This is a genomic window from Flavobacterium sp. (genome assembly GCF_965277525.1).
In the GTDB taxonomy this organism is placed as follows: Bacteria; Bacteroidota; Bacteroidia; order Flavobacteriales; family Flavobacteriaceae; genus Flavobacterium.
Genome location: NZ_CBDIDC010000005.1, coordinates 93,941 through 115,014, shown reverse-complemented (window position 1 = coordinate 115,014; position 21,074 = coordinate 93,941). Strand labels below are relative to the sequence as shown.

Genomic DNA, 21,074 nt, shown 5'->3' with positions numbered 1-21,074 from the left:
TTTTTACCAAGTCCTTAATACTAAATTTGGAGTGCATTAAGATATTTTTACATTTTTAAGAACAATCCTAATTTTTTGCTATTTTGATTAATAAAGTGATATGTATTCTGGCAGTTATTTTGAGTCAGACCGGTTGGTCTCAGTCTCAGGATACTGTTATAAATGGGAGGATAACTTCAAATGCTTTTGATTTAGAAGGGGTGTATGTGGTCAATGCTCAAACTGAGGTCATGACGACAACAAATGCTTCCGGTGCTTTTTCTATTGCGGCAAAGCCTGGGGATGTTCTTGTTTTTTCATCAATACAATTCAAAGAAAGCAGAGTTTTGTTGACTCCTGAGAATTTTTCCGATATCAATTTTACAGTAAAATTAAACATGATAATGCATCAATTGCAGGAAGTTGTTGTGAGAAATTATAGTGGGATAAATGCAGTTTCTTTAGGAATTATTCCAAGTGGGCAAAAAACATATACTGAGGCTGAGAGAAAGTTGCGTACAGCCACCGACTTAAATGCTTCGGCAAATGCCGGAACTATGGCAGGTGGTTCAATTTCTGCGGATCCTTTATTAAATATTTTCTCGGGACGTACTGCAATGCTTAAAAAAGAGGTTGCCGTAGAGAAAAAAGAGTTTTTTATGAAGCTTTTAGAGCGCATGTTTACTCTGGAACATTTTATTGACCGACTAAAAATTCCTTCAGAATATGTAAAAGGATTTGAGTATTACGCAGTCGAAAATGATAAATTTACCGCAATTTTAAATTCCAAAAATAAAACTTCAACAGAGTTCTTGTTAGGAGAGTTGGCGGTGAAATATAAAGAAATAATTGCACGTGAAAATAAATAGCGCTTTACAAATAATCCTCTTTTTACTAGTTGCTCAAATTAGTTTTGGACAAAAAACAACCTCGAAAGAAATTACGGGGCAAATATTTGAGCAATCGAGTAATGTTGAAGGAGTAAATATCATCAACAATACTACTCAGATTACTACTGTTTCTGATGTTAATGGAATGTTTTCTATCGTTGCAAAAGAAGGTGATGTTCTGGTTTTTTCCGCAGTTAATCTGGATCCTGTAAAACGTCGAATCACAGTTGAAGATTTAAATGCAAGTTCAATGGTAATCAAAATGACTGCCAAAGAAGTAGAATTGAAAGAGGTCATCGTAAATGAAAATGCAAATATTAATGCTGAAAATTTAGGTATTATTCCTCCCGGACAAAAAAAATACACACCAGCTGAAAGAAAAGTATATACAGCAACTTCTACATCTATAGATAAGATACTTAATAAAATTTCCGGACGAACTGCAATGCTTAAAAAAGAGGTAAATGTCGAAAAAAAGGAGATGCTTTTTCATAAAATCGAATACCTTTTTGAAGAGAATTATTACACCGACAGATTGAAAATTCCGGTAGCTGATATTAAAGGATTTCAATTATATTGTGTAGATGATGCTGAATTTGCCGTATCTTTGGATACTAAGAACAAAACAATGAGTATGTTTTTAATAACCGAATTAGCAAGAAAATATCTAATCATTCTCGAAAATGAAAAATAAACTAGGAATACTCGTTGTATGCTTATTTTGTCAGATTGCGCTGGGGCAAAATAATTCAAGGAAGCCATTACATGGGCAGGCTGTAAATAATACTTTGGCGATCGAAAGCGGTTACGTGTTGAATATCAGTGCAAACGTTAGGACTTTTATAGGGACAAACGGATTGTTTGATATTATGGCAAAACCTAAAGATACTTTGGTTTTTACAGGATTAGCGTTTCAATCTAAAAAGATTGTTTTAACAGAGAAAGATTGTGCAGAAGTTCTTTTTGCAGTGTCTTTAAATTTGGTAAGCAATGAACTGAAAGAGGTCTTAGTTCATAAAGATCTTAAAGTAAAATCAGTTGTTAGTGGTGATTCGCAAAAATATGTTGATATGCAGTTTGAAGATGATAAACAGTCTACAGCCAAAAATATTGCAATGTATTCTGACCAGACTATTAAATACGGAACTGATTTTGTGAGAATTTTTAAAGACGTTAAGAAATTACTCTCTAAAAATGACGAAGTAAAGGAAGAGACGATATCTGACCTGGCTTTTATAGAATATTCAAGAGCAAATTTCAAACCGGATTTTTTTACCGGTACTTTGGGATTGAAAGAAGATGAAATCGAATTGTTTTTGATGTATTGCTCAAACGATCCGGAATCAAAAAAACATCTTGATCCAGATCAAAAATTTGAACTGATCGACTTTCTAATCAATAAAAATAAAGAATTTAAAAAAGTGAAGGCTTCGCAATAATGAAAAATAGATTAATTTATCCCTTAATCGGGATATTGTTTTTATCGCTTTCGTCTTTTGAATTCCATAAATTTTATATGGGAATTTTTCAGGTCAATTATACGGCTGAAAAAAAAATGATCCAGATCACTTCCCGAATCTTTATTGACGATTTGAATAATGGAATGGAAAAGAAATACCATCAAAAAACATTCGTTGGTACTGACAAGGAAACCGAGGCAGATCTGGATCTGTTGAAAAAATACCTTTCTGAAAATTTTATTATAAAAATAAACGGTCAGTCGAAACCTATTACTTTTTTATCTAAAGAGGTTGAGGCTGGCGATGTTTTAGTCTGTTATTCCAGAATAAAGGACGTTGACAAAATCAAAACAATCGAAATCTCAAATACTATTTTAATCGATTGGAATGCTGAACAACAAAATATTACACATATTTCAGTATTTGGTACTAAAAGGAGTGTGCTCTTTACAGAATCTTCAAGGAAAGAATTGTTAAAGTATTAAATAATCTGTTAAAATGTTATTTTAATTATTATTTTCACACCCTAGACAAAATTACCATTAAAATTTATGAAAAAACTTTCATTATTGTTGATTTTTCCTGCAATATTGCTTGCTCAGGAGAAAACTGTTGCCCCAAAACAACAAGGAAAATACGATACTAACAAATTCAGTCAGATGTATGATTTGTTAGCAACACCAAATATGTTTCGTACGGCATCCGGAGCTCCGGGACCTGCATATTATCAACAACAGGCAGATTATAAAATAGACATTGAATTAGATGATAAAAAATCAAAACTAAATGGTTCTGAAGTGATCACTTATTCAAACAATTCACCGGATAGTTTAGAGTATTTATGGATTCAGTTAGATCAAAATCAAGCAAAGGCAAAGACTCAGACATCATTAGCTGAAAGCGAAAAGATCAATCCCGTTTTGGCTCTTGAAGGTTTTTCGAGTAAATACCTGAAAAAAGATTTAGAGCGCGGTTTTAATATTGAATACGTCAAGGATTCAAAAGGGAATCCAATGTCTTATACCATCAACGAAACCATGATGCGTATTAATTTGGTTACACCATTAAAACCGGGTGAAAAAATAGCACTAGCCATAAAATGGTGGTACAATATTAATAATTACAGAAAAGAAGGCGGACGTTCTGGTTATGAATTGTTCGAGAAAGATGGAAATAAATTATATGTAATTGCTCAGTTTTACCCAAGAATGGCTGTTTACAACGATGTTGAAGGCTGGCAAAATATGCAATTTTGGGGAAGTGGAGAATTCGCATTGCCTTTTGGTAATTTTGATGTGAACATTACAGTTCCTGCAGATCACGTAATAGATGCTACGGGAGAATTGACAAACAGAAGTGAGGTTTTTACACCGGAACAAGTAAAACGTTACGAGCAGGCTCAAAAATCATTTGACAAACCTGTCGTAATTGTAACACAAGCCGAAGCAGAAGAGACTGAAAAGGGTTTCTCTGAAAAGAAAAAAACATGGAAATTTAGTGCTAAAAATGTACGTGATTTCGGAATTGCTTCTTCAAGAAAATTCATTTACGATGCTATGGCAGTAAAAATTGGAAACAGGGTAGTTATGGCAGAATCTGTTTATCCAAAAGAAGCAAACCCGCTTTGGGGCGAAACTTCAACGATGACTGTAGCACATACTCTAAAAAGTTATTCTTCTCATACATTCGACTATCCATATCCAAAAGCGGTATCTGTTTCTGCTGAAGATCAGGGGATGGAATACCCAATGATTTGTTGGAATTTTGGACGTCCTGATGAAAATGGAGTGACAAGTAAAGAAGTTAAAAACGGAATGATTGGCGTGGTAATTCATGAAGTAGGACATACTTTTTTCCCGATGATTGTAAACTCTGATGAACGTCAATGGACCTGGATGGATGAAGGTTTAAACTCGTTTTTAGAGTATTTGGCAGAACAGGAATTAGACCCCAATTTCCCTTCCAGACGCGGTCCTGCAAAAAACATAGTGCCTTATATGAGTGGGGACCAAAAGTTTTTAGAACCAATTATGTCGAACTCTGAAACGATTCACCAATTTGGAAACAATGCTTACGGAAAACCGGCTACGGGACTTAATATTTTAAGGGAAGTGGTAATGGGAAGAGAATTGTTTGATTATGCTTTTAAAACATATGCAAACAGATGGAAGTTCAAACACCCAACTCCCGAAGATTTCTTCAGAACTATGGAAGATGCTTCTGCCGTAGATTTAGATTGGTTCTTTAGAGGATGGTTTTATTCAACTGATTTTGTAGATATAGGAATCAAAGACGTAAAACAATATTATGTTTCTGAAACACCTACTACCGATATTAAAGATGTAAAAGTAAAAAAAGGCCGTTTTGGTTTTGAAAAAGGCCCATTCGTTTATTTAGTTGCCGGAGATAATGCTGAGGTAAGTGCATCAAGTAAAAAACCGTTAAAAGTGGAAGATGTAAAATCTTTGGCTGATTACATCAATCAAACTTTTACTGCAGAGGAAAAAGCAGAATTACAATCGCCTAAATATTTCTATGAAGTAGAATTCAATAAACCAGGCGGAATGATTATGCCAATTCTTGTTGAAATTACCTATGAAGACGGGACAAAAGATAATTATCAATACCCTGCTCAAATCTGGAGAAAGAATAATGATACTGCAAAGAAAGTTTATGCAACATCAAAAGCAATCAAAAGCATTCAGATAGATCCAAAATTAATGACGGCAGATATTGATGTAACCAATAACTCGTGGCCGAAAGCAGAAGTAAAATCGAAATTTGATTAACATAAAAATAAAAGACTCTGAAAAGGGTCTTTTATTTTTTTAAGTAAATTTTAAACTTGTCACTTGCAAAATTTAATATCTTTGTAACACACAAAAATAAAAGATATGTTTGGTATAGGAGGAGGAGAACTAGTTTTTATACTGTTTATAGTGCTAATGCTTTTTGGTTCAGACAAAGTGCCGGAAATCGCCCGTACAATGGGTAAAGCCATGGCGCAATTAAAAAATGCAACTAACGATATTAAAAGTGAAATTCAAAAAGGAGCAGAGTCTAATGGTCTTGATTCAAATGCATTGAATAGTATTACCGGAAATATCAATGCCCATATCAATGATGCCAAGGCTAACTTGTTGGGGGATAATACAAATTTAACTTCAAATTTGCTAGGCGATACAGCCACAGAAATAGATAAAGTAAAAGAAGATATTGATTCTATCTCAGGACCTGTAAAACGCCAACTATAATGCTCGAAAGAATACAAGAATTAGATACCAAGCTGTTTGTGTATCTTAATGGTTTAGGTTCTGAACCATATGATAAACTGTGGCTGATTATTACCAATCAATTATACTGGACCCCATTTTTTATACTCTTGTTTTATCTTATTTATAAAAAAATAGGAGGTAAACAAACCTTGTATGTATTGCTCTTTATAGCAGTTTTAATTGCTTTTACAGATCAGACAACCAATTTGTTTAAATATACTTTTCAGCGTTTGCGACCTTGCAACAATCCTGAAATCAATTCGTTTATTCGTATTGTTCAGGTTAGAAAATCATACAGTTTTTTCTCAGGACACGCCGCTAATACAATGGCTGTAGCTACTTTCTTGTTTTTGGTTTTAAAACGCTATTTCAAATATTTAGGATTCTTGTTTTTGTGGCCGTTAATTTTCGCGTATAGCCGAATTTATCTTGGATTGCATTATCCGGGAGACATCCTTACAGGGTATTTCTTTGGAGCACTTTTCGGATTCTTAATCTATTTGGTGTACCGAAAATTAAAACCTCAATATTTTCCGGGATAATTTTTGGCGCTATTTCTGTTTGCGCAGGGTTAGAAATTCGAATTAAAGAGAAGGCTGGCTTTAGCTAAAACATTCCTGTTTTGGCTAAAGCCTTTCTGATGTCATTTAGTTTTCTTCCAGCTAAAGCAGGAGGCAATCTAATCAAGATTTATTTATTTTTAAGACATAATTGTTATTTTCTGACAAGGTTCTGAATTATCTATGTTCTATGGATTGCTATTAAAAATTATAGACAATTAGTTCTGAAGAAGAGTTTGTTCGCTCCATTCCAGTCCTTCAGGAAGTTGTTGTTTGCTAAATTCTATATGAATAACCCTTCTTCTTTCGTTATTTGTAGTTTTGCTTGAAGCATGAAATAATAGAGGTTTCATAATCATTATGCCGCCTTTTTCAATTTCACAGATCGTTTCTTTTTCTTTCTCAAAATCCAGATTTTCAATTCTTAAAATTCCTTTTGAATGAGAATCGTTAATGACTTTCAAAGCACCATTATCTTGTGTGGTTTTATCAATATGAATCCGGATTGTAAAATTATCTTCTAAAATTTCCTTAGGAGGCTGAACGGCAAATTGATTTTGTTTTACAGTCCAGTTTTCAAAATTTGTAACTTCGATTTTTTTGTTAACTGAAATAGTTAGATCCTGATGATAAGCCACAAACCAGTTTGATTTTTCCGGTTTGTCAAAATAAATAGATTTCGTTATAAAATAACCCTCTCCAAAATTTGATTTTATTATATATTTTAAATTCTCATTGAAAATAAAAGGTAGTGTTTGTGGAATTTCTTTATAAAATTGCCTAATAGCAAATAAATCCTCAGATTTTCTAAAAGTAGCATTTTCAGTTTCGTTCTCGGTGATATTTTCAATTAATGAAATCAATTTTTCAATTTCATTTTCAGAATAAACATTATCAATAATGGTAAAACCCTTGGAATTTATTTCGTTTAAAGAATTCATTTTGAAATCAATTTTATATCATTATTGATGGTAATAAACTTAGCCTCTTAGTTTCTCAGAGACTTAGGATCTTTTTTAAAGCACCCTACTAACCGTCAAACCATCACGAATTGGTAATAAAACGGTTTCAACTCTTGGGTCGTTTTTTAAAAGTAAATTGTATTCTAAGAGTACTTTGGTGCTAATATCGTTTGGATGAACAGGTTCCAGTATTTTTCCACTCCACAAAACATTATCAGATAAAATGATTCCGCCTTTATTCATTTTTGGAACAATCATTTCCCAGTAATTAAGGTAGTTTTCTTTATCCGCATCGATAAAAACCAAATCAAATTTCACATCCAAATTTGGAATGATAGTAACGGCTTCTCCTAAATGTTGAAAAATTTGTTTTCCCCAAGGCGACGCATCAAAATATTTACGCTGAAAGTCAACTAATTCTTCTTTAATATCAATGGTATGTAATTGTCCGCTTTCCTGCATTCCTTCGCACAAGCACAAAGCTGCATAGCCGGTATAAGTGCCAATTTCAAGAATATTTACAGGACGAATTAGTTTAGACAACATGCTTAAAACGCGACCTTGAAAATGCCCGCTTAACATTCTTGGTAAAAGTATTTTCTGGTACGTTTCCTTGTTTAGTTTTGCCAATAATTCCGGTTCGTTTTCAGAATGTTGTTCGATATAATCTTCTAATTCCTGTGATATAAAATGCATGTTGTAATCTTCTAAATTTGAAGAGCAAAAATACAAAATATAGTATCACTTTTTTGCATAAAAAAAACCACTCGTTTTGGCGAGTGGTTTTAGTTCTGAATTCAATTTGAATTATTTTTTCAGGGCTTCGTTAACTTCTTTTGCTGTTTTTACAGTTCCGTCTTTTGCAGCTTTTGCAGCACCTTCTACTTTTTCAGCACCTTTTTTGGTAGCGTCTTTTACGTCGGTGGCTGTTTTTTTAGCAGCATTTTCAACATCATCGGCAGCTTTTTTGGTTGCATCTTTTACATCCTGAGCAGCATTTTGAGAAGCTTCTTTAGCGCTTGCAGCAGCATTTTCGGCTTTAATAACGGCACTGTCTTTTGCCTCTTTAATATCAGTTGTCAGAGTATCAACTTTGTTTCCAAGAGTTAATTCATCTTCTGCAGGTTTTGGTTCTTTCTTTTCGCAAGATTGAACAGCGAATGCTAATAAAGCGACAACAGCTAAGCTTAAAATTTGTTTTTTCATAATGAATAATTTTTTTAGGTTGATAAAATTTAAAGGTTATAAAGCTGAAAAATAAAGATACACATTTTAAAATGATTGAGCTCCTTGTAAGATTATTTTTCTTTTGAGAGCAAGACAATACTCGTGCCAGATTTTATAGTTTTTAAAAATTAGTTGTGATTTTTTCTAAAACAGAAAGGGCATCCCAAATGAGAGATCCCTTTCCAAATTGTAAATAAAAAAAACAGTAAGATATTTTAAAAAAGAATTTATTTTTTAGGTTATTTAGTTTTTATATAAACTAAAATTAATTACGATTTCATCTCTAACCTTTATTAGACCAGCCATTTTTACGGGGGCTTCTAACTCAATATCAGAAAAATTTAAGTGAAGCGATCCCTGAATTTTATTGTCAGAGCCATACAATATGAAATCTTTGTATCTAAGTGTTTTATTAGTAATTACGAAGGTAAGGTTGCATTTGTAATTTTTACCAAATGGTTTTACATCTGTGATCGTTACAGTACTGTTAGGGAATTGTTTAATTTTTACGGTTCCCTGTAAATCTTTAGTCATGATTTTGTTTCCACAATCAAAGTCAGACATTTTGATTTCAGTATTAAAATTATTTTTTTTGTTGGAATTCAAAAAGACGGTGTCTCTTTTCGAAAATGTATTCGAACAATTGTATTTGCCTACTGTAGATACTCCGGTAATTTCTATTTTAATTTTATTTATTACCAAGGTTGTATCTTCTGTTAAAAAAGTGGGTTTAGCACTTCCGAAAAAAAAGAAAATTGCTAAACCCATAGTTAAGATTGAAAATCTTGTGTTCATTTTTTTTAGAATGAAATTGTCGCTTCAAACATTAGTCCTTCAAACTTTCCTCCATAAAAATCATTTGGCATAGCAACTCCGCCTACGTTCCCAAATTGTTGATAGTTTTTGTAGTTCTGTTGTACGTATGATAGTTTTGCCAAGATATTTTTAGTCATAAACCAACCGGCTGCAGCTTCAAATCTGTTTACCTGAACAGCCTCAGCATCACTGTTTTTTAATTTACCGTCTACTAAATTGTATTTAGCCCCTACATATAAATTTTCATGGTTTCCAAAACGATATAGGATATCTCCAACATATTGATTGACATTACGCGTATCGTCCGTTCCTTTATAATCACCTCCGGACGCAAATTCTAAAGTACCAAAGAATTCCAAACCTTTATATTTTACGAACGGGTTTATCATGTATGATGTAGCCCAGTTTCCAAATCCGGGATTAAATCTACCAGTATCTTTATTGCTTTCAGAATCTAAAATATTTGAACTTGGGTAACCAATCGTTCCGGCGTGCGTCATAACACTATAAAAACGGCTTCCTGCTCTGTCTGAAGAATATAAGTTTCCGCTAGAATTTGCTGTGTGATATAAAGATCCGGTAAGTCTGATTCTTAAATCACTGTCAATTTGTTTGTCCCAACCTAATTTGGCTAAAATCGTAGGGCTAATAGTTGTATTTTGATCCGGAGTAACTGCAGTAGTAGGTCCAGGAATAACTTCTTGTACGTTTTGATTTAATTTAGAGTTCGTTACTCCAATCATACTTATAAAACTGCTTCTGTTATAGTATACTTCAGCTCCCATTTCGGTAGTAAAAGCGTCCATGATATTGTTTCCAACAAAAGGGTTTGTTATGGTATAGGCGTTGTTACTTCTTCTAAAATGCGCGTCACCATAATTATTTTCCATTTGACCTATTTTGATGGTGGTGTATTTCATAACATCTTCCAGAAGGCCTTTTTTAATAAAATCTAACTTGTCAATTTGTAAATATCCACCTTGTACCCAGGTTTCATGGTGGTGTCTTGAGGCAAGATAAAGGTCTAAGTTGACACGTACTCCATCTGCTAATTGTGCGCCTATTGTCATATTAGCATTGGGTAAATTAAAGTCATTCGTTAGATTGTTTAATCTGTAGTCAGCGTTTGCTCCGGTTAAATTTCTCTGGTCGTTGAAGGAATTTATAGCTTGAAATTGTAATGCAAATGCACCACCTAAATCAACACTAATACCTTTATATGCAGTTGTATCTTTTCGAACGTCGAACACATTAATAGCTCTTTGGTCACGAGGAACCTGGTTCTGTATGTGTCCGAAGCTAAGTTGTGCATTTACAGCAAACGTGCTTGTTAATGCTATAAATAAGAGATAGATTTTTTTCATGGCTTTTATAAATTAAAGTTTAAATTAAATTTTAAGGTCAAATCCTGACCTGTTTTAATGGTGCCTAACATAGCAGTTGGGGATTTCATCCCAAAATCAGTAAAAGTGATTTTATTTGATCCCTGCATATTAAGTCCATCTTTCGTTACAATTGTTTTTACAGTTGTTTTTAGCACTTTGCTAACACCTGCAATCGTATAAGTTCCGGTCAATTCCCAAGTAGTTTCATTTACTTTTTCTGCAGATTTAAGAACATATTTGATGTTTTTATTTTTATCTGTTTTTAAGGTTTCATAAGCTACTTTGTCCATGCTTTTTTTCTCACTTTTAATGCTTTCTGCCAAGAGTGTTATAGAGAGGGATTCAATGTCAGTCAGTTTAGCATTTGTGATTGTCAGGTTTGCTGTTCCTGTTCCGGAAGCTGATTTCATTTCCCAGTCATGTAATGTTGAGGTACCTGAAACGGAAAATGTTGATTTACTATCTAAGGTGTAATTTTTTTGTGCAGTTGCAAATGAAGTAATCCCTAAAAAGGAAACTACCAATGCTAATAATTTTATTCTTGTCGCTTTCATGTTGGTACTGTTTTGTGTCATGTTTGTTTAAAAAAAATATAAAATCTCAAGTTAATTTTACGTTAGTACTAATTGTTATCTTATTAACTTGAGACAAATTTATGCTGATCATTAAGAGGTTCTTATGATAAAAATCATTGTTAAATCTTTATTAAAATTTATATTTTATAACTACAACGTTTTAGTTTTTTGATGATTCTATAGTTTAAAAATCAACTTTATTTTGGAAGTATTTTTTAGCAAATGCTGGTAAAATCTGGAGCATTAGAAAGTAGCAACGTTGGATGATAATGTTTTAGAATTTCATTAAGATAAATTTTCTGGTATAAAATAAAATATGCCATCTCACAGCTGGTGAAATGGCATATTATTTCTGTTTTTTATTCGAACGTCTATAGGAACTTGATCCTGAGTATTCAATAGCCTGCTTTTAGTTTTGTGACTATCTTATAAAAAGCAAACCTCTGTATTTTGAAATACAGAGGTTTTTATGAAAATCGATCAGTTTTTTATTTTTAAACTTTCGTTAATTGCTGGTTAATCTTATAGAATCAGATACTGTGTCATTTAAAATAATATTGAAAATTAAAGTTAAGTCCTTTCCCGCTCTCACAACTCCAAGAGCTGCTGTTGGAGTGGACATTCCAAAATCGGCAAAAGTCATTTGATTTGATCCCATCAAAATAAAATTTCCACTATCTGCGGTTATATTAACCTGGGTTTTGTATTCTTTGCTGGTTCCTGCAATAGTATAAGTTCCGGTTAGGTTCCAGGTTGTCTCGTTTACTTTTTTTGCAGATTTTAAAACGTACGTAATATTTTTATATGTTTTTGTATCCAGTGTTTCGTAAGCCACATTATCCATACTTGTTTTATTGCTTTTTAGGCTCTCTGCTAATACTGTAATAGTTAAATTATTTATATGAGTAAGTTTAGAATCGATGACAGTTAAATTAGCAGTCCCGGTTCCTTCTGTGGATTTCATTACCCAATCGTGTACATTTGAAGTTCCTGAAACTTCAAAAGTCGATTTTTCCAAACCATAATTCCTTTGTGCGTTTACCTGTAATGACAATATTGTAAAAATTATTGCCAATAAAATTGATTTAATTGTTCCCATTTTGATATTGTAATAAGTTAATCATTTGAATGAAGAAGTTTATAATGCAATTGTTATTGAATTATAAGTTGAATTTGATCTCTTACATCAAATTTATTATGAAGACATTGAAAATGAAATGATAAAAATCATGTCGATGATTTTTATACTAAAAAGAGGAGTAATTTGTAAGTGGTATATTTTGTAGCAAATATATTACTTTTTATGTTTGTAAGATAGGTAATTCTGCTTTTTTTTGAAATTATTGCAGGTTTTTTATTACTTTTAAATTAAAGAAAGAATTGTAGACGGGTTTTTTTAATTCAATTTGAATTTAGATAGTAATTAGTTTTCTGTTCAAATTTTGCTGGTTTGACTAAGAAAGTATCTAAAAGTCAAAAAAAATGACAAAAGTGATTAACTTTGCACTATGCAAATTGAGAAAAAAGACATACGAGCCTTATCAAAAGATCAGTTACGCGATTTTTTTGTCGCAAATAATGACAAAGCTTTTCGTGGAAATCAAGTCTATGAATGGTTATGGAGCAAAGGAGCACATAGTTTTGAGGACATGACAAACGTTGCCAAAACAACTCGTTCTATGCTCGAAGATAATTTTGTAATCAATCATATAAAGGTTGATACAATGCAACGCAGCAGTGATGGTACAGTAAAAAATGCAGTAAGGCTGCACGATGGTTTGGTCATAGAATCTGTTTTGATTCCTACAGATACCAGAACAACGGCTTGTGTATCAAGTCAGGTGGGGTGTAGTTTAGATTGTAATTTTTGTGCAACTTCACGCCTAAAAAGAATGCGAAACCTGGAACCTGGGGAAATCTATGATCAGGTTATTGCAATTGACAAAGAAAGCAGATTATATCATAATCATCCGCTGTCGAATATTGTTTTTATGGGAATGGGTGAACCTTTAATGAATTATAACAATGTGATTAAAGCTATTGATATGATTACGTCGCCGGAAGGTCTGGGAATGTCGCCAAAACGTATTATGGTTTCGACTTCGGGAATACCGAAAATGATTAAAAAAATGGCTGATGACGATGTAAAATTCAAATTGGCAGTTTCTTTACATTCGGCTATTGATGAAATTCGCGCACGAATTATGCCTTTTAGTAAAAACTTCCCATTATCAGATTTGAGGGAATCATTAGAATACTGGTACAGAAAGACCAAAAATAAGATTTCATACGAATATGTAGTCTGGAAAGGAATCAATGATGATAAGGCTTCGATTGATGCCTTAGTGAAATTCTGTAAATATGTACCGTGCAAAGTCAATCTGATCGAGTACAATCCAATTGATGATGGCGAGTTTCAACAAGCATCAGAAGAATCTATTATGGCTTACATAAAAGCTTTAGAGAATATCGGAGTAGTGGTAAAAGTTCGCCGTAGTCGCGGAAAAGATATTGATGCCGCTTGCGGACAACTGGCAAATAAAGAGGGTTAATTTATAATTTCGATATAAATAAAAAAGCATTAAAAACAGGAGCGATCCTTGTTCTTAATGCTTTTTTTGGGCAAAAAAGGGGTATTATTTTTTCAGGTTAATTTCTTCAGTTACTCCATCTTTAGTTATTTTGGCAAGAGCATCACAATCCCCATTGCCATAATCAATAACAGCAGTAGCTCCATTTTTAGTAATAGCAACAACTCCCTTTAAGGCAAATGGTTTTTTGCAGGAGGCTTCGAATTCAAGAGGTGTTGTAATTTCTGCTGAGAAAGTATCTCCGTTAGGAAAAGTAGTCGATCCCTTTCCGGTTACTAAATAGGCATTGTCTTCCCAATTAAACCAAGTACCGTAACCTGCCACTGTTTCTTTTACCAAAGTACCTTTTCGGGTATAAACACTTCCGTCATCAAAAGTAATGGTCAAATCTATTACTGCAGTAGAAACAGGATGTGCCGTAGCAAATAAATTAGTTGTTTTTATCGTTCGAACGATACTTTTGCTTCCCTGAAGTTTTCTGCCATTATGATAAAATCCGTCAAAAGTGTAACTGATGGTTTGGCTGGAAGCAGAGAAATCATTAGCAAACGAAATTATCATTTTTCCTTTAACGGTATTTCCATTTTCCAATGTACAACCCTCAACACCAAAATCAATAGTTTTTGTCCAGGTATTATTATTCAGGGCTGTTGTTATGATAGCGCAGCCAGGGAGAAAACTTTTTATAGGTCCGCCAGGTTTGCTGGTACTATTTTGTTGTACGTTAAATTGATCGTCAGCAATATTGGTTACATCTTCAATAGAGGCATCAATTTTAGTAGTTGTAATAATTTCATCGTTAGAAATTGCTGTAGTTTTTTCAGTATTCGTTTTTTCATCAGAGTTGCAACTAATGAAAAAAGATAAAGTGACTAATGTTCCAATAAATAAAAATTTTGTTTTCATAATAATAGCGTAGACAGTTTTACTTTTAATTAATGAATTCAGATTAGGCTTTAAAAAAAGATATTTTGGTAGTTTCTTTTAATTAGTACTTAAATTATTGTTATACTAACCTAAAATACACAACGTTTTTTTATTTAAAATAGTATATTTGAAATCGAAATGAATATTACTTCTCAAATAAAACAGCCCATCTTTAACGAGATGGAACTTTTTGAACAAAAGTTCCATGAATCGATGACTTCGAAGGTGGCTTTACTGAACCGCATTACCTATTATATCGTAAACAGAAAAGGAAAACAAATGCGTCCGATGTTTGTTTTTTTAACGGCTAAAATGGTTTCCGGAGGTATTGTAAATGAGCGAACTTATAGAGGTGCTTCAGTAATTGAGCTTATTCATACTGCAACTTTAGTTCACGATGATGTGGTAGATGATAGTAATCGTCGTCGCGGATTTTTCTCAATCAATGCCCTTTGGAAAAATAAAATAGCTGTTTTAGTGGGAGATTATTTATTGTCTAAAGGATTATTGCTGTCTATAGATAATGGTGATTTTGATTTGCTTCGAATTATTTCAGTCGCTGTTCGTGAAATGAGCGAAGGGGAATTACTTCAGATTGAAAAAGCAAGAAGACTTGATATTGTCGAAGAGGTATATTATGAAATTATCCGAAAAAAAACAGCTACTCTTATTGCAGCATGTTGTGCCCTTGGAGCAAAATCAGTAATTGAAGATGATGCCAAGGTTGAAAATATGCGCAAATTTGGAGAATTGATCGGAATGGCTTTTCAAATTAAAGACGACTTATTCGATTATAGTGAAGAAGCTATTGGTAAACCTACCGGAATAGATATTAAGGAGCAAAAAATGACATTGCCTTTAATTCACGTTTTAAATACTTGTACTCCGCAGGAAAAAAAGTGGTTGATAAACTCCATCAAAAACCACAACAAAGACAAAAAACGCGTTAAAGAAGTAATTGCCTTTGTAAAAAACAATAATGGTTTGGCTTACGCCGAAAATAAAATGGTTGAATTCCAGCAGGAAGCACTTTCCTTACTTCAGAATTTTGAAGATTCTGAGTTCAAAGCTGCTTTGACTTTGATGGTCAACTACGTTATTGAGAGAAAAAAATAATCCCACAATCAATTCTTAATATTTTTATTGTTAAATTCGAATCTAATTTAATGATGAAATATGGTTGTCTTACTCATAATAATTTCGCTTCTGGTTGTTTTAGGTATTTATCTAATGATACTGTACAACAGTTTTGTGTCTAAACGCAACATGCTTGAAGAAGCTTTCAGCGGGATTGACGTTATCTTAAAAAAGAGATTTGATTTAATTCCGAATCTTGTAGAAACTGTCAAAGGATATTTGACCCACGAAAAAGAAACACTCGCCAATATTGTAAGTCTTCGTAACCAGGCACTGAATGCTGGTAGTGCAGACGAAAAATTGCAATTAGATAAGAAATTGGGCAATGCTGTGGGAACTATTTTTGCACTGGCAGAAAATTATCCGGATCTAAAAGCCAATACAAATTTTCTTAGTCTGCAGGAAGAATTGACTGAAATCGAAACAGAAGTCGAAAGATCAAAACGATATTATAATGCAACTGTCAGAGATTACAATATTGCTGTAGAATCTTTTCCGGGTAATATTGTGGCTAATTCTTTTGGTTTTCCTAAGAAAAACTTCCTTGAATTAGAAGATGAAAAACAGAGAGAAACACCTAAAGTTCAGTTTTAATTGTAGTATACTATGTTACTAAGAAAAATATTTTTTGTTTTGTTATCTGTTTTGTTTTATCAGGCCCAGGCCCAGGAAAGAATTCTGAGTTTTGATGTTAAAATTAAAATTGAAAAATCAGGGAAAATTAATGTTGTCGAAAAAATTTCGATATATGCAGAAGGCAATATTTTTAGACATGGACTTTTAAGAGTTTTGCCATTGACCAGAAAAGATAAAGATGGTCATGATATTGATGTGCAATACACTGTAAATTCCGTAAAAAAAGATGGCAAAAGGGAGCCATATTTTACAAAAGAAGAATCAGGTGACTGGAAAATTTATATAGGGAACAAAGATCTTGAATTAGAAAGTGGTATCTATGATTATGAAATTAGTTATACTGCTCCATTTCAGATTGGGTATTTCGATCAATATGACGAACTGTATTGGAATGTAACTGGAAATGGGTGGGATTTACCGATAGATAAAGTAACTTGCGAAATTTCCCTTCCGTCAGAAAGTAATAAATTCGAAAATTTTCATTGTTATACCGGATTATCAGGATCTACAGAATCAAATTGCATCAGTTCCTTAAATGATAATCATACTATTGCAACTTTTGGAACGGTACAACTGAAACCAAATGAAGGTTTGACAGTTGCAGCATCTTTTGCGAAAGGAATTGTTGATCCTCCTACTTTTCTTCAGGAATCAGCATCTTTTTATAAACAAATAAAAACCTATTTGTGGTCTGTTATTTACGGAATAGCAATGGCACTTTTTTTCTTTTTCAGTTGGAAAAAATACGGAAAAGATCCCGTCGAAAAAACATTGATGCCGGAATTCATGCCTCCTTTTGATTGGTCTCCTGCAATTACAGGATATGTATATCACAGAAAAATACTGGATAAAACCTATATGGCGTCATTTATAAATGCTTCAGTAAAAGGTGCGATCAGAATTTTGTCTACAACAGAAAATGGAGTTTTTAAAAACAAATCCTCTTATGAGATAGAAATATTGAATAAAGATTCAAAAAAACTAAGTACAGAAGAGTCTGATATTATTAGTGGTTTTGCGAAAAAGAATAAAATTAAGGTAGAAGATTCTAATTATAAGATTTTTGAAAAAGCATATTCTAAATGGCTTAATACGGTAACGAAACAAATTAATTTAGAAGAATTTTATCAAAACAATACCGAAAAGAAATGGTTTGGTTTTGCTGTTTTTTTGATTGTAGGATTGGCTTATGAGTTACTTTCCAACAATAAGGTATATATAAATTATGCTTTTTATATTGTTTTGATTATTGCGGTTTCTGCATTAACATACTGGTTTACAAAAAAAGAAAAAAGAATAGGTCTGTTAATTTTAAGAGGCATTTTAGCCTTTTTTGTTTTTGCACCGGCAGTAGCAGTCTTTTTTATAACAATCTTCTTCTTAAGCACGATACAAATTGTTGTTATTGGAGTTGTCTTTCTAATGTATATAATTTATGTAAAGACTTTAGGGAAGTTCACAGAGAAAGGTGCTGACGTGCTATATAGGTTAGAAGGATTCAAGCTCTATCTTAAAACCGCAGAGAAAGATAGAATGAATATGCTGAATCCTCCTGAACTTACCCCACAATTATTCGAAAAATTATTTCCGTACGCCATTGCACTGGGAGTCGAAATAGAGTGGGGGAAACAATTTGAAGAAGTTTTAGAGCTAGCCAAATATGATCCTGCATGGTATCAGGGCGATGATACATTTTATACACGACCTACGTTGTTTTTGTCGGGTTTTGGAAACTCTGTAAGTACGGCAGCAATCAATCCTAATCCTCCTGCATCATCAGGTTCCTCGTCCAGCAGTTCCAGCGGAAGCAGTGGAAGCTGGAGCAGCGGAAGTTCCGGTGGTGGAAGCTCAGGTGGCGGAGGCGGCGGCGGTGGAGGCGGCGGTTGGTAGCATTTAGAAATCAGCAGCAGCTTTAAAAGACCTACATAGAAAACCTTGTACTATTATAAACAGTACAAGGTTTTTTTATTTTCCGATTGAGTTTGATTTAGATTATCTTTCCAAAAATAATTAGAAAATTAGAAAAATTGTCAATTAGAAAATTATTTTTAGTTGCTTGTTTTATAGTGTGTTGGTGCAGTGTTTTGGGATTTTTATTTTTTTTATTGAATTTTTTTTACCCTCGGTGCAACCATTTTAGAACTTCACTCGTCTATGCTAATAGAAGACCACTACTAAACCAAAAACCAAACGCTTATTAATGAAAATTATTCATTTACATCAGGAAGAAACTGAAATTATAAAGTTGGCTGTCGAAAACAATCGACAAGCACAACAGCAAATATACAGTCGGTTTTCTTCAAAAATGCTGAGTGTTTGCCGTCAATATATAAAAGACATTCAGCTGGCAGAAGATGTAATGATAACAGCTTTTATGAAAGTGTTTACCAACCTGAATAAATTTGAACACAAAGGAAGTTTTGAAGGCTGGATTCGTAGAATTATGGTTAATGAATGTATCTCTTATTTAAGAGTTCAGAAAAAAGTAAAATTTGTTGAAGATGAAATTTATGTCGAAGAAAGTTTTAATGCCATCGACAGTCAGTTTTCAACAGATCAGATACAGTTTTTGATAGATGCTTTGCCGGACGGATATAAAATGATTTTTAATTTATACGCCATAGAAGGATACAAACACAATGAAATTGCCAAGATGTTAGGGATTAATGAAGGAACGTCGAAATCGCAATTATCGCACGCCAGAAAAATGCTGCAAACACAAATTAATATTCTAAAAAAACAAGATAATGGAACCGAATAATTTTGAAAAGGATTTCCGTGAAAAACTAAATCAACGCACAATAGAACCAAGCAACAAAGCCTGGGATCGATTAGATGCGATGTTAAGTGTTGCTGAGGAAAAGACAAAGCCTAAAAAGAAAAACAAATGGTTGTACGTAGCTGCAAGTATCGTTGGCTTTCTATTAGTGGGAACTTTCCTTTTTAATCAGAAGAAAAATGAAATTGAAATTCCAAAAAATACAATTGTTGTAAAAGAGAATGTAAAAAAAGATACTATTGTAAAAACAATTTTAGATATAATGGATGCTGATAAAACAGCAGTTACAATTTCAGAAAAAACGCCAACTCAGAATCCGGCAAAAGAAAAAAAGAATCTTAATTTAAAATCAAATAAAACCATTAAAAATGAATCGAATCAAATAGCGGAGTCTTCAGTCATCATCAAAAACAATCAGGAAAAACAATCAATCAGTAGTAAAACTTCAGTTGCCGAAACTGCTAAAAAAGAAACAGTAGATCAATTACTGGAATCGGCTGAAAAAAGCGTTGTAGCCGAAAATCAGGTTAAGCCAAAATCAAAAGTCAGAATCAATGCCAATGATTTACTGAATCAGGTTGATGGAGAATTGGAACTTTCTTTTAGGGAAAAAGTCATTACCAAAGTCAACAAAAATTATCAAACAGTAAAAGTGGCTTTGGCAAATCGAAATCAACAGGAGTAAAATTTCAATATCAATATCAATGTCACTGAGAATATCAATAATAATAAATACAATCATCAATCAATTTAAAAAATCAATCAATCATGAAAAATTTTACACTTTATCTCGTTATCCTGATTTTCTTATTTGTCAGTAAAGTTCTGGGACAAGAAACCTTTGAATCAAGAGCAAAGAAAATTGCCAATAAAATAGAGAAGGTTACTAAAGACGAAAAAGCAGCTTTGAAAGAAGAGGTCGAAGCCGTAAATGTGCAATTGTCTGAAGGAAAAATTACGCAGGAACAAGCAGATAAACGCAAAAAAGAGCTTGCAGAAGCCAGAGCGATAATCATCGAAGAAAAAGTGACTTTGGCTCAAAATGAACTTAATGACCTGGTGCAGCAAAAAGTAGATGGAAAAATTAAAGAACAAGATTCATCTCATATTTATGTTATTCGTTGGGATCCGAAAAGAGATAAAGATTCTATTCATGGCGAAAAAAGAACTACCTCGCAATTTGTATTTGCGATGGGATTGAATAATATGATGGTCGATGGCAAACTTCAGGATTCTAATTATAGTTTTATTGGTTCACATTTTTACGAATGGGGTTTTACCTATAACTCAAGATTAATGAAAAACGACAATTTATTGCATGCCAAATACGGGCTTTCGTTAATGTACAATAACATTCGTCCAACAGACAATAGAAATTTTGTGGTCAATGGTGATCAGACGGTGTTGCAAACAAATGCTATAAATCTTGATGAATCCCGTTTTAGAAATGTTTATATAGTACTGCCGTTGCATTTAGAATTTGATTTTTCTAAGCCTCAGATAAGTAACGGAAAAACCTATTTTAGAACACATAAAAGTTTCCGTTTTGGAATTGGAGGTTATGCAGGAATTAATGTAAAATCGAAGCAAATTCTAAAATACGATCAGGACGATTTAGATTATAAAACAACTATCAAAGGAGATTATAATGTAAATAATTTTATTTACGGATTGAGTTCTTATATAGGCTACAGGGCTTTGAGTTTGTATGCAAAATATGATTTGAATCCACTGTTTCAGGATAACCCAGTGAAGGAAAATAATATTTCTTTAGGATTGCGCCTTGATTTAAATTAAGAATACAGTTAATTAGTTAGTGAGGAAAGTGCTTCGGGAGAAGCACTTTTTTTATATAAAATCACCAAATTTCAAGAT

The 21,074-nt window shown here is 33.0% G+C and carries 22 protein-coding genes; 14 read left to right on the top strand and 8 right to left on the bottom strand.

From position 1 onward, the window contains the following. Nucleotides 1–83: 83 nt before the first annotated feature. The 7 genes from ACQY44_RS08875 to ACQY44_RS08845 all read left to right on the top strand — a co-directional run bounded on the left by ACQY44_RS08875 (nucleotide 84) and on the right by ACQY44_RS08845 (nucleotide 6,146). Complete coding sequence (locus tag ACQY44_RS08875) at nucleotides 84–848, top strand: carboxypeptidase-like regulatory domain-containing protein (protein ID WP_428230022.1); 765 nt, start codon at nucleotides 84–86, stop codon at nucleotides 846–848. Continuing rightward, on the top strand, nucleotides 835–1,563 hold the full coding sequence (locus tag ACQY44_RS08870) for a carboxypeptidase-like regulatory domain-containing protein (RefSeq protein ID WP_428230021.1): 729 nt from the start codon (nucleotides 835–837) through the stop codon (nucleotides 1,561–1,563). Before ACQY44_RS08875 ends, ACQY44_RS08870 begins: the two co-directional genes overlap by 14 nt. After that, complete coding sequence (locus ACQY44_RS08865) at nucleotides 1,553–2,308, top strand: hypothetical protein (RefSeq protein WP_428230020.1); 756 nt, start codon at nucleotides 1,553–1,555, stop codon at nucleotides 2,306–2,308. Before ACQY44_RS08870 ends, ACQY44_RS08865 begins: the two co-directional genes overlap by 11 nt. Next, on the top strand, nucleotides 2,308–2,814 hold the full coding sequence (locus ACQY44_RS08860; RefSeq protein WP_428230019.1) for a DUF6702 family protein: 507 nt from the start codon (nucleotides 2,308–2,310) through the stop codon (nucleotides 2,812–2,814). The genes ACQY44_RS08865 and ACQY44_RS08860 overlap by 1 nt, the downstream gene beginning before the upstream one ends. Nucleotides 2,815–2,880: 66 nt before the next feature. Then, complete coding sequence (locus tag ACQY44_RS08855; protein WP_428230018.1) at nucleotides 2,881–5,118, top strand: M1 family metallopeptidase; 2,238 nt, start codon at nucleotides 2,881–2,883, stop codon at nucleotides 5,116–5,118. Between the two features lie 105 nt (nucleotides 5,119–5,223). Continuing rightward, nucleotides 5,224–5,583 carry a Sec-independent protein translocase subunit TatA/TatB gene (locus tag ACQY44_RS08850; RefSeq protein WP_428230017.1) on the top strand — a complete coding sequence of 120 codons (360 nt, stop codon included), beginning with the start codon at nucleotides 5,224–5,226 and terminating at the stop codon, nucleotides 5,581–5,583. Continuing rightward, nucleotides 5,583–6,146 (top strand): phosphatase PAP2 family protein, encoded by a 564-nt coding sequence (locus tag ACQY44_RS08845; protein WP_428230016.1) that lies wholly within the window; start codon nucleotides 5,583–5,585, stop codon nucleotides 6,144–6,146. Before ACQY44_RS08850 ends, ACQY44_RS08845 begins: the two co-directional genes overlap by 1 nt. Nucleotides 6,147–6,382: 236 nt before the next feature. Here ACQY44_RS08845 and ACQY44_RS08840 read toward each other — a convergent pair whose 3' ends face one another. The 7 genes from ACQY44_RS08840 to ACQY44_RS08810 form a co-directional block, all read right to left on the bottom strand. Further along, nucleotides 6,383–7,105: a phytanoyl-CoA dioxygenase family protein gene (locus tag ACQY44_RS08840; protein WP_428230015.1), complete on the bottom strand. Its 723-nt coding sequence runs from the start codon at nucleotides 7,103–7,105 to the stop codon at nucleotides 6,383–6,385. A gap of 75 nt (nucleotides 7,106–7,180) precedes the next feature. After that, nucleotides 7,181–7,822, bottom strand: a complete 642-nt coding sequence (locus ACQY44_RS08835; protein WP_428230014.1) for an O-methyltransferase — start codon at nucleotides 7,820–7,822, stop codon at nucleotides 7,181–7,183. Between the two features lie 111 nt (nucleotides 7,823–7,933). After that, a complete protein-coding gene (locus tag ACQY44_RS08830; protein ID WP_428230013.1) occupies nucleotides 7,934–8,332 on the bottom strand; it encodes a hypothetical protein in 399 nt (132 codons plus the stop codon). A 264-nt stretch (nucleotides 8,333–8,596) separates the two neighbouring features. Continuing rightward, nucleotides 8,597–9,148: a hypothetical protein gene (locus ACQY44_RS08825; RefSeq protein ID WP_428230012.1), complete on the bottom strand. Its 552-nt coding sequence runs from the start codon at nucleotides 9,146–9,148 to the stop codon at nucleotides 8,597–8,599. A 5-nt stretch (nucleotides 9,149–9,153) separates the two neighbouring features. Then, nucleotides 9,154–10,533 carry a hypothetical protein gene (locus ACQY44_RS08820; RefSeq protein WP_428230011.1) on the bottom strand — a complete coding sequence of 460 codons (1,380 nt, stop codon included), beginning with the start codon at nucleotides 10,531–10,533 and terminating at the stop codon, nucleotides 9,154–9,156. Nucleotides 10,534–10,538: 5 nt separating this feature from the next. Then, nucleotides 10,539–11,129, bottom strand: a complete 591-nt coding sequence (locus ACQY44_RS08815; RefSeq protein WP_428230010.1) for a YceI family protein — start codon at nucleotides 11,127–11,129, stop codon at nucleotides 10,539–10,541. Nucleotides 11,130–11,634: 505 nt separating this feature from the next. Then, entirely contained in the window at nucleotides 11,635–12,228 is a 594-nt protein-coding gene (locus tag ACQY44_RS08810) for a YceI family protein (RefSeq protein ID WP_428230009.1), read from the bottom strand. A 409-nt stretch (nucleotides 12,229–12,637) separates the two neighbouring features. On the opposite strand from ACQY44_RS08810, the gene rlmN reads away from it, so the two are divergent. Continuing rightward, a complete protein-coding gene (gene rlmN, locus ACQY44_RS08805) occupies nucleotides 12,638–13,681 on the top strand; it encodes a 23S rRNA (adenine(2503)-C(2))-methyltransferase RlmN (protein ID WP_428230008.1) in 1,044 nt (347 codons plus the stop codon). Nucleotides 13,682–13,765: 84 nt separating this feature from the next. Here the strand turns inward: rlmN and ACQY44_RS08800 are convergent, their stop codons facing one another. After that, nucleotides 13,766–14,626: a hypothetical protein gene (locus ACQY44_RS08800; RefSeq protein WP_428230007.1), complete on the bottom strand. Its 861-nt coding sequence runs from the start codon at nucleotides 14,624–14,626 to the stop codon at nucleotides 13,766–13,768. Between the two features lie 159 nt (nucleotides 14,627–14,785). Between ACQY44_RS08800 and ACQY44_RS08795 the strand changes: the two genes are divergently transcribed. The 6 genes from ACQY44_RS08795 to ACQY44_RS08770 all read left to right on the top strand — a co-directional run bounded on the left by ACQY44_RS08795 (nucleotide 14,786) and on the right by ACQY44_RS08770 (nucleotide 20,996). Beyond that, a complete protein-coding gene (locus ACQY44_RS08795; protein ID WP_428230006.1) occupies nucleotides 14,786–15,763 on the top strand; it encodes a polyprenyl synthetase family protein in 978 nt (325 codons plus the stop codon). A 150-nt stretch (nucleotides 15,764–15,913) separates the two neighbouring features. Further along, a complete protein-coding gene (locus tag ACQY44_RS08790; protein ID WP_428230005.1) occupies nucleotides 15,914–16,378 on the top strand; it encodes a LemA family protein in 465 nt (154 codons plus the stop codon). 12 nt (nucleotides 16,379–16,390) lie between these two features. After that, on the top strand, nucleotides 16,391–18,310 hold the full coding sequence (locus tag ACQY44_RS08785) for a DUF2207 domain-containing protein (RefSeq protein ID WP_428230004.1): 1,920 nt from the start codon (nucleotides 16,391–16,393) through the stop codon (nucleotides 18,308–18,310). Nucleotides 18,311–18,620: 310 nt separating this feature from the next. Next, nucleotides 18,621–19,181 carry an RNA polymerase sigma factor gene (locus ACQY44_RS08780; RefSeq protein ID WP_428230003.1) on the top strand — a complete coding sequence of 187 codons (561 nt, stop codon included), beginning with the start codon at nucleotides 18,621–18,623 and terminating at the stop codon, nucleotides 19,179–19,181. Continuing rightward, nucleotides 19,168–19,884, top strand: coding sequence for a hypothetical protein (locus ACQY44_RS08775; RefSeq protein WP_428230002.1), 717 nt, complete (start codon nucleotides 19,168–19,170; stop codon nucleotides 19,882–19,884). Before ACQY44_RS08780 ends, ACQY44_RS08775 begins: the two co-directional genes overlap by 14 nt. 83 nt (nucleotides 19,885–19,967) lie before the next feature. Then, nucleotides 19,968–20,996 carry a hypothetical protein gene (locus tag ACQY44_RS08770; RefSeq protein WP_428230001.1) on the top strand — a complete coding sequence of 343 codons (1,029 nt, stop codon included), beginning with the start codon at nucleotides 19,968–19,970 and terminating at the stop codon, nucleotides 20,994–20,996. The last annotated feature ends 78 nt before the right edge of the window (nucleotides 20,997–21,074 follow it).

Excerpts from the sequence above, each read along its gene's own strand:
- ACQY44_RS08795 (WP_428230006.1), top strand. The coding sequence starts at position 14,786 with ATGAATATTACTTCTCAAATAAAACAGCCCATCTTTAACGAGATGGAA.
- ACQY44_RS08815 (WP_428230010.1), bottom strand. The coding sequence starts at position 11,129 with ATGACACAAAACAGTACCAACATGAAAGCGACAAGAATAAAATTATTA.
- ACQY44_RS08780 (WP_428230003.1), top strand. The coding sequence starts at position 18,621 with ATGAAAATTATTCATTTACATCAGGAAGAAACTGAAATTATAAAGTTG.
- ACQY44_RS08820 (WP_428230011.1), bottom strand. The coding sequence starts at position 10,533 with ATGAAAAAAATCTATCTCTTATTTATAGCATTAACAAGCACGTTTGCT.
- ACQY44_RS08835 (WP_428230014.1), bottom strand. The coding sequence starts at position 7,822 with ATGCATTTTATATCACAGGAATTAGAAGATTATATCGAACAACATTCT.
- ACQY44_RS08860 (WP_428230019.1), top strand. The coding sequence starts at position 2,308 with ATGAAAAATAGATTAATTTATCCCTTAATCGGGATATTGTTTTTATCG.
- ACQY44_RS08865 (WP_428230020.1), top strand. The coding sequence starts at position 1,553 with ATGAAAAATAAACTAGGAATACTCGTTGTATGCTTATTTTGTCAGATT.
- ACQY44_RS08855 (WP_428230018.1), top strand. The coding sequence starts at position 2,881 with ATGAAAAAACTTTCATTATTGTTGATTTTTCCTGCAATATTGCTTGCT.
- ACQY44_RS08825 (WP_428230012.1), bottom strand. The coding sequence starts at position 9,148 with ATGAACACAAGATTTTCAATCTTAACTATGGGTTTAGCAATTTTCTTT.
- ACQY44_RS08850 (WP_428230017.1), top strand. The coding sequence starts at position 5,224 with ATGTTTGGTATAGGAGGAGGAGAACTAGTTTTTATACTGTTTATAGTG.
- ACQY44_RS08785 (WP_428230004.1), top strand. The coding sequence starts at position 16,391 with ATGTTACTAAGAAAAATATTTTTTGTTTTGTTATCTGTTTTGTTTTAT.
- ACQY44_RS08810 (WP_428230009.1), bottom strand. The coding sequence starts at position 12,228 with ATGGGAACAATTAAATCAATTTTATTGGCAATAATTTTTACAATATTG.
- ACQY44_RS08790 (WP_428230005.1), top strand. The coding sequence starts at position 15,914 with ATGCTTGAAGAAGCTTTCAGCGGGATTGACGTTATCTTAAAAAAGAGA.
- ACQY44_RS08800 (WP_428230007.1), bottom strand. The coding sequence starts at position 14,626 with ATGAAAACAAAATTTTTATTTATTGGAACATTAGTCACTTTATCTTTT.
- ACQY44_RS08770 (WP_428230001.1), top strand. The coding sequence starts at position 19,968 with ATGAAAAATTTTACACTTTATCTCGTTATCCTGATTTTCTTATTTGTC.
- ACQY44_RS08830 (WP_428230013.1), bottom strand. The coding sequence starts at position 8,332 with ATGAAAAAACAAATTTTAAGCTTAGCTGTTGTCGCTTTATTAGCATTC.
- ACQY44_RS08775 (WP_428230002.1), top strand. The coding sequence starts at position 19,168 with ATGGAACCGAATAATTTTGAAAAGGATTTCCGTGAAAAACTAAATCAA.
- rlmN (WP_428230008.1), top strand. The coding sequence starts at position 12,638 with ATGCAAATTGAGAAAAAAGACATACGAGCCTTATCAAAAGATCAGTTA.
- ACQY44_RS08840 (WP_428230015.1), bottom strand. The coding sequence starts at position 7,105 with ATGAATTCTTTAAACGAAATAAATTCCAAGGGTTTTACCATTATTGAT.
- ACQY44_RS08845 (WP_428230016.1), top strand. The coding sequence starts at position 5,583 with ATGCTCGAAAGAATACAAGAATTAGATACCAAGCTGTTTGTGTATCTT.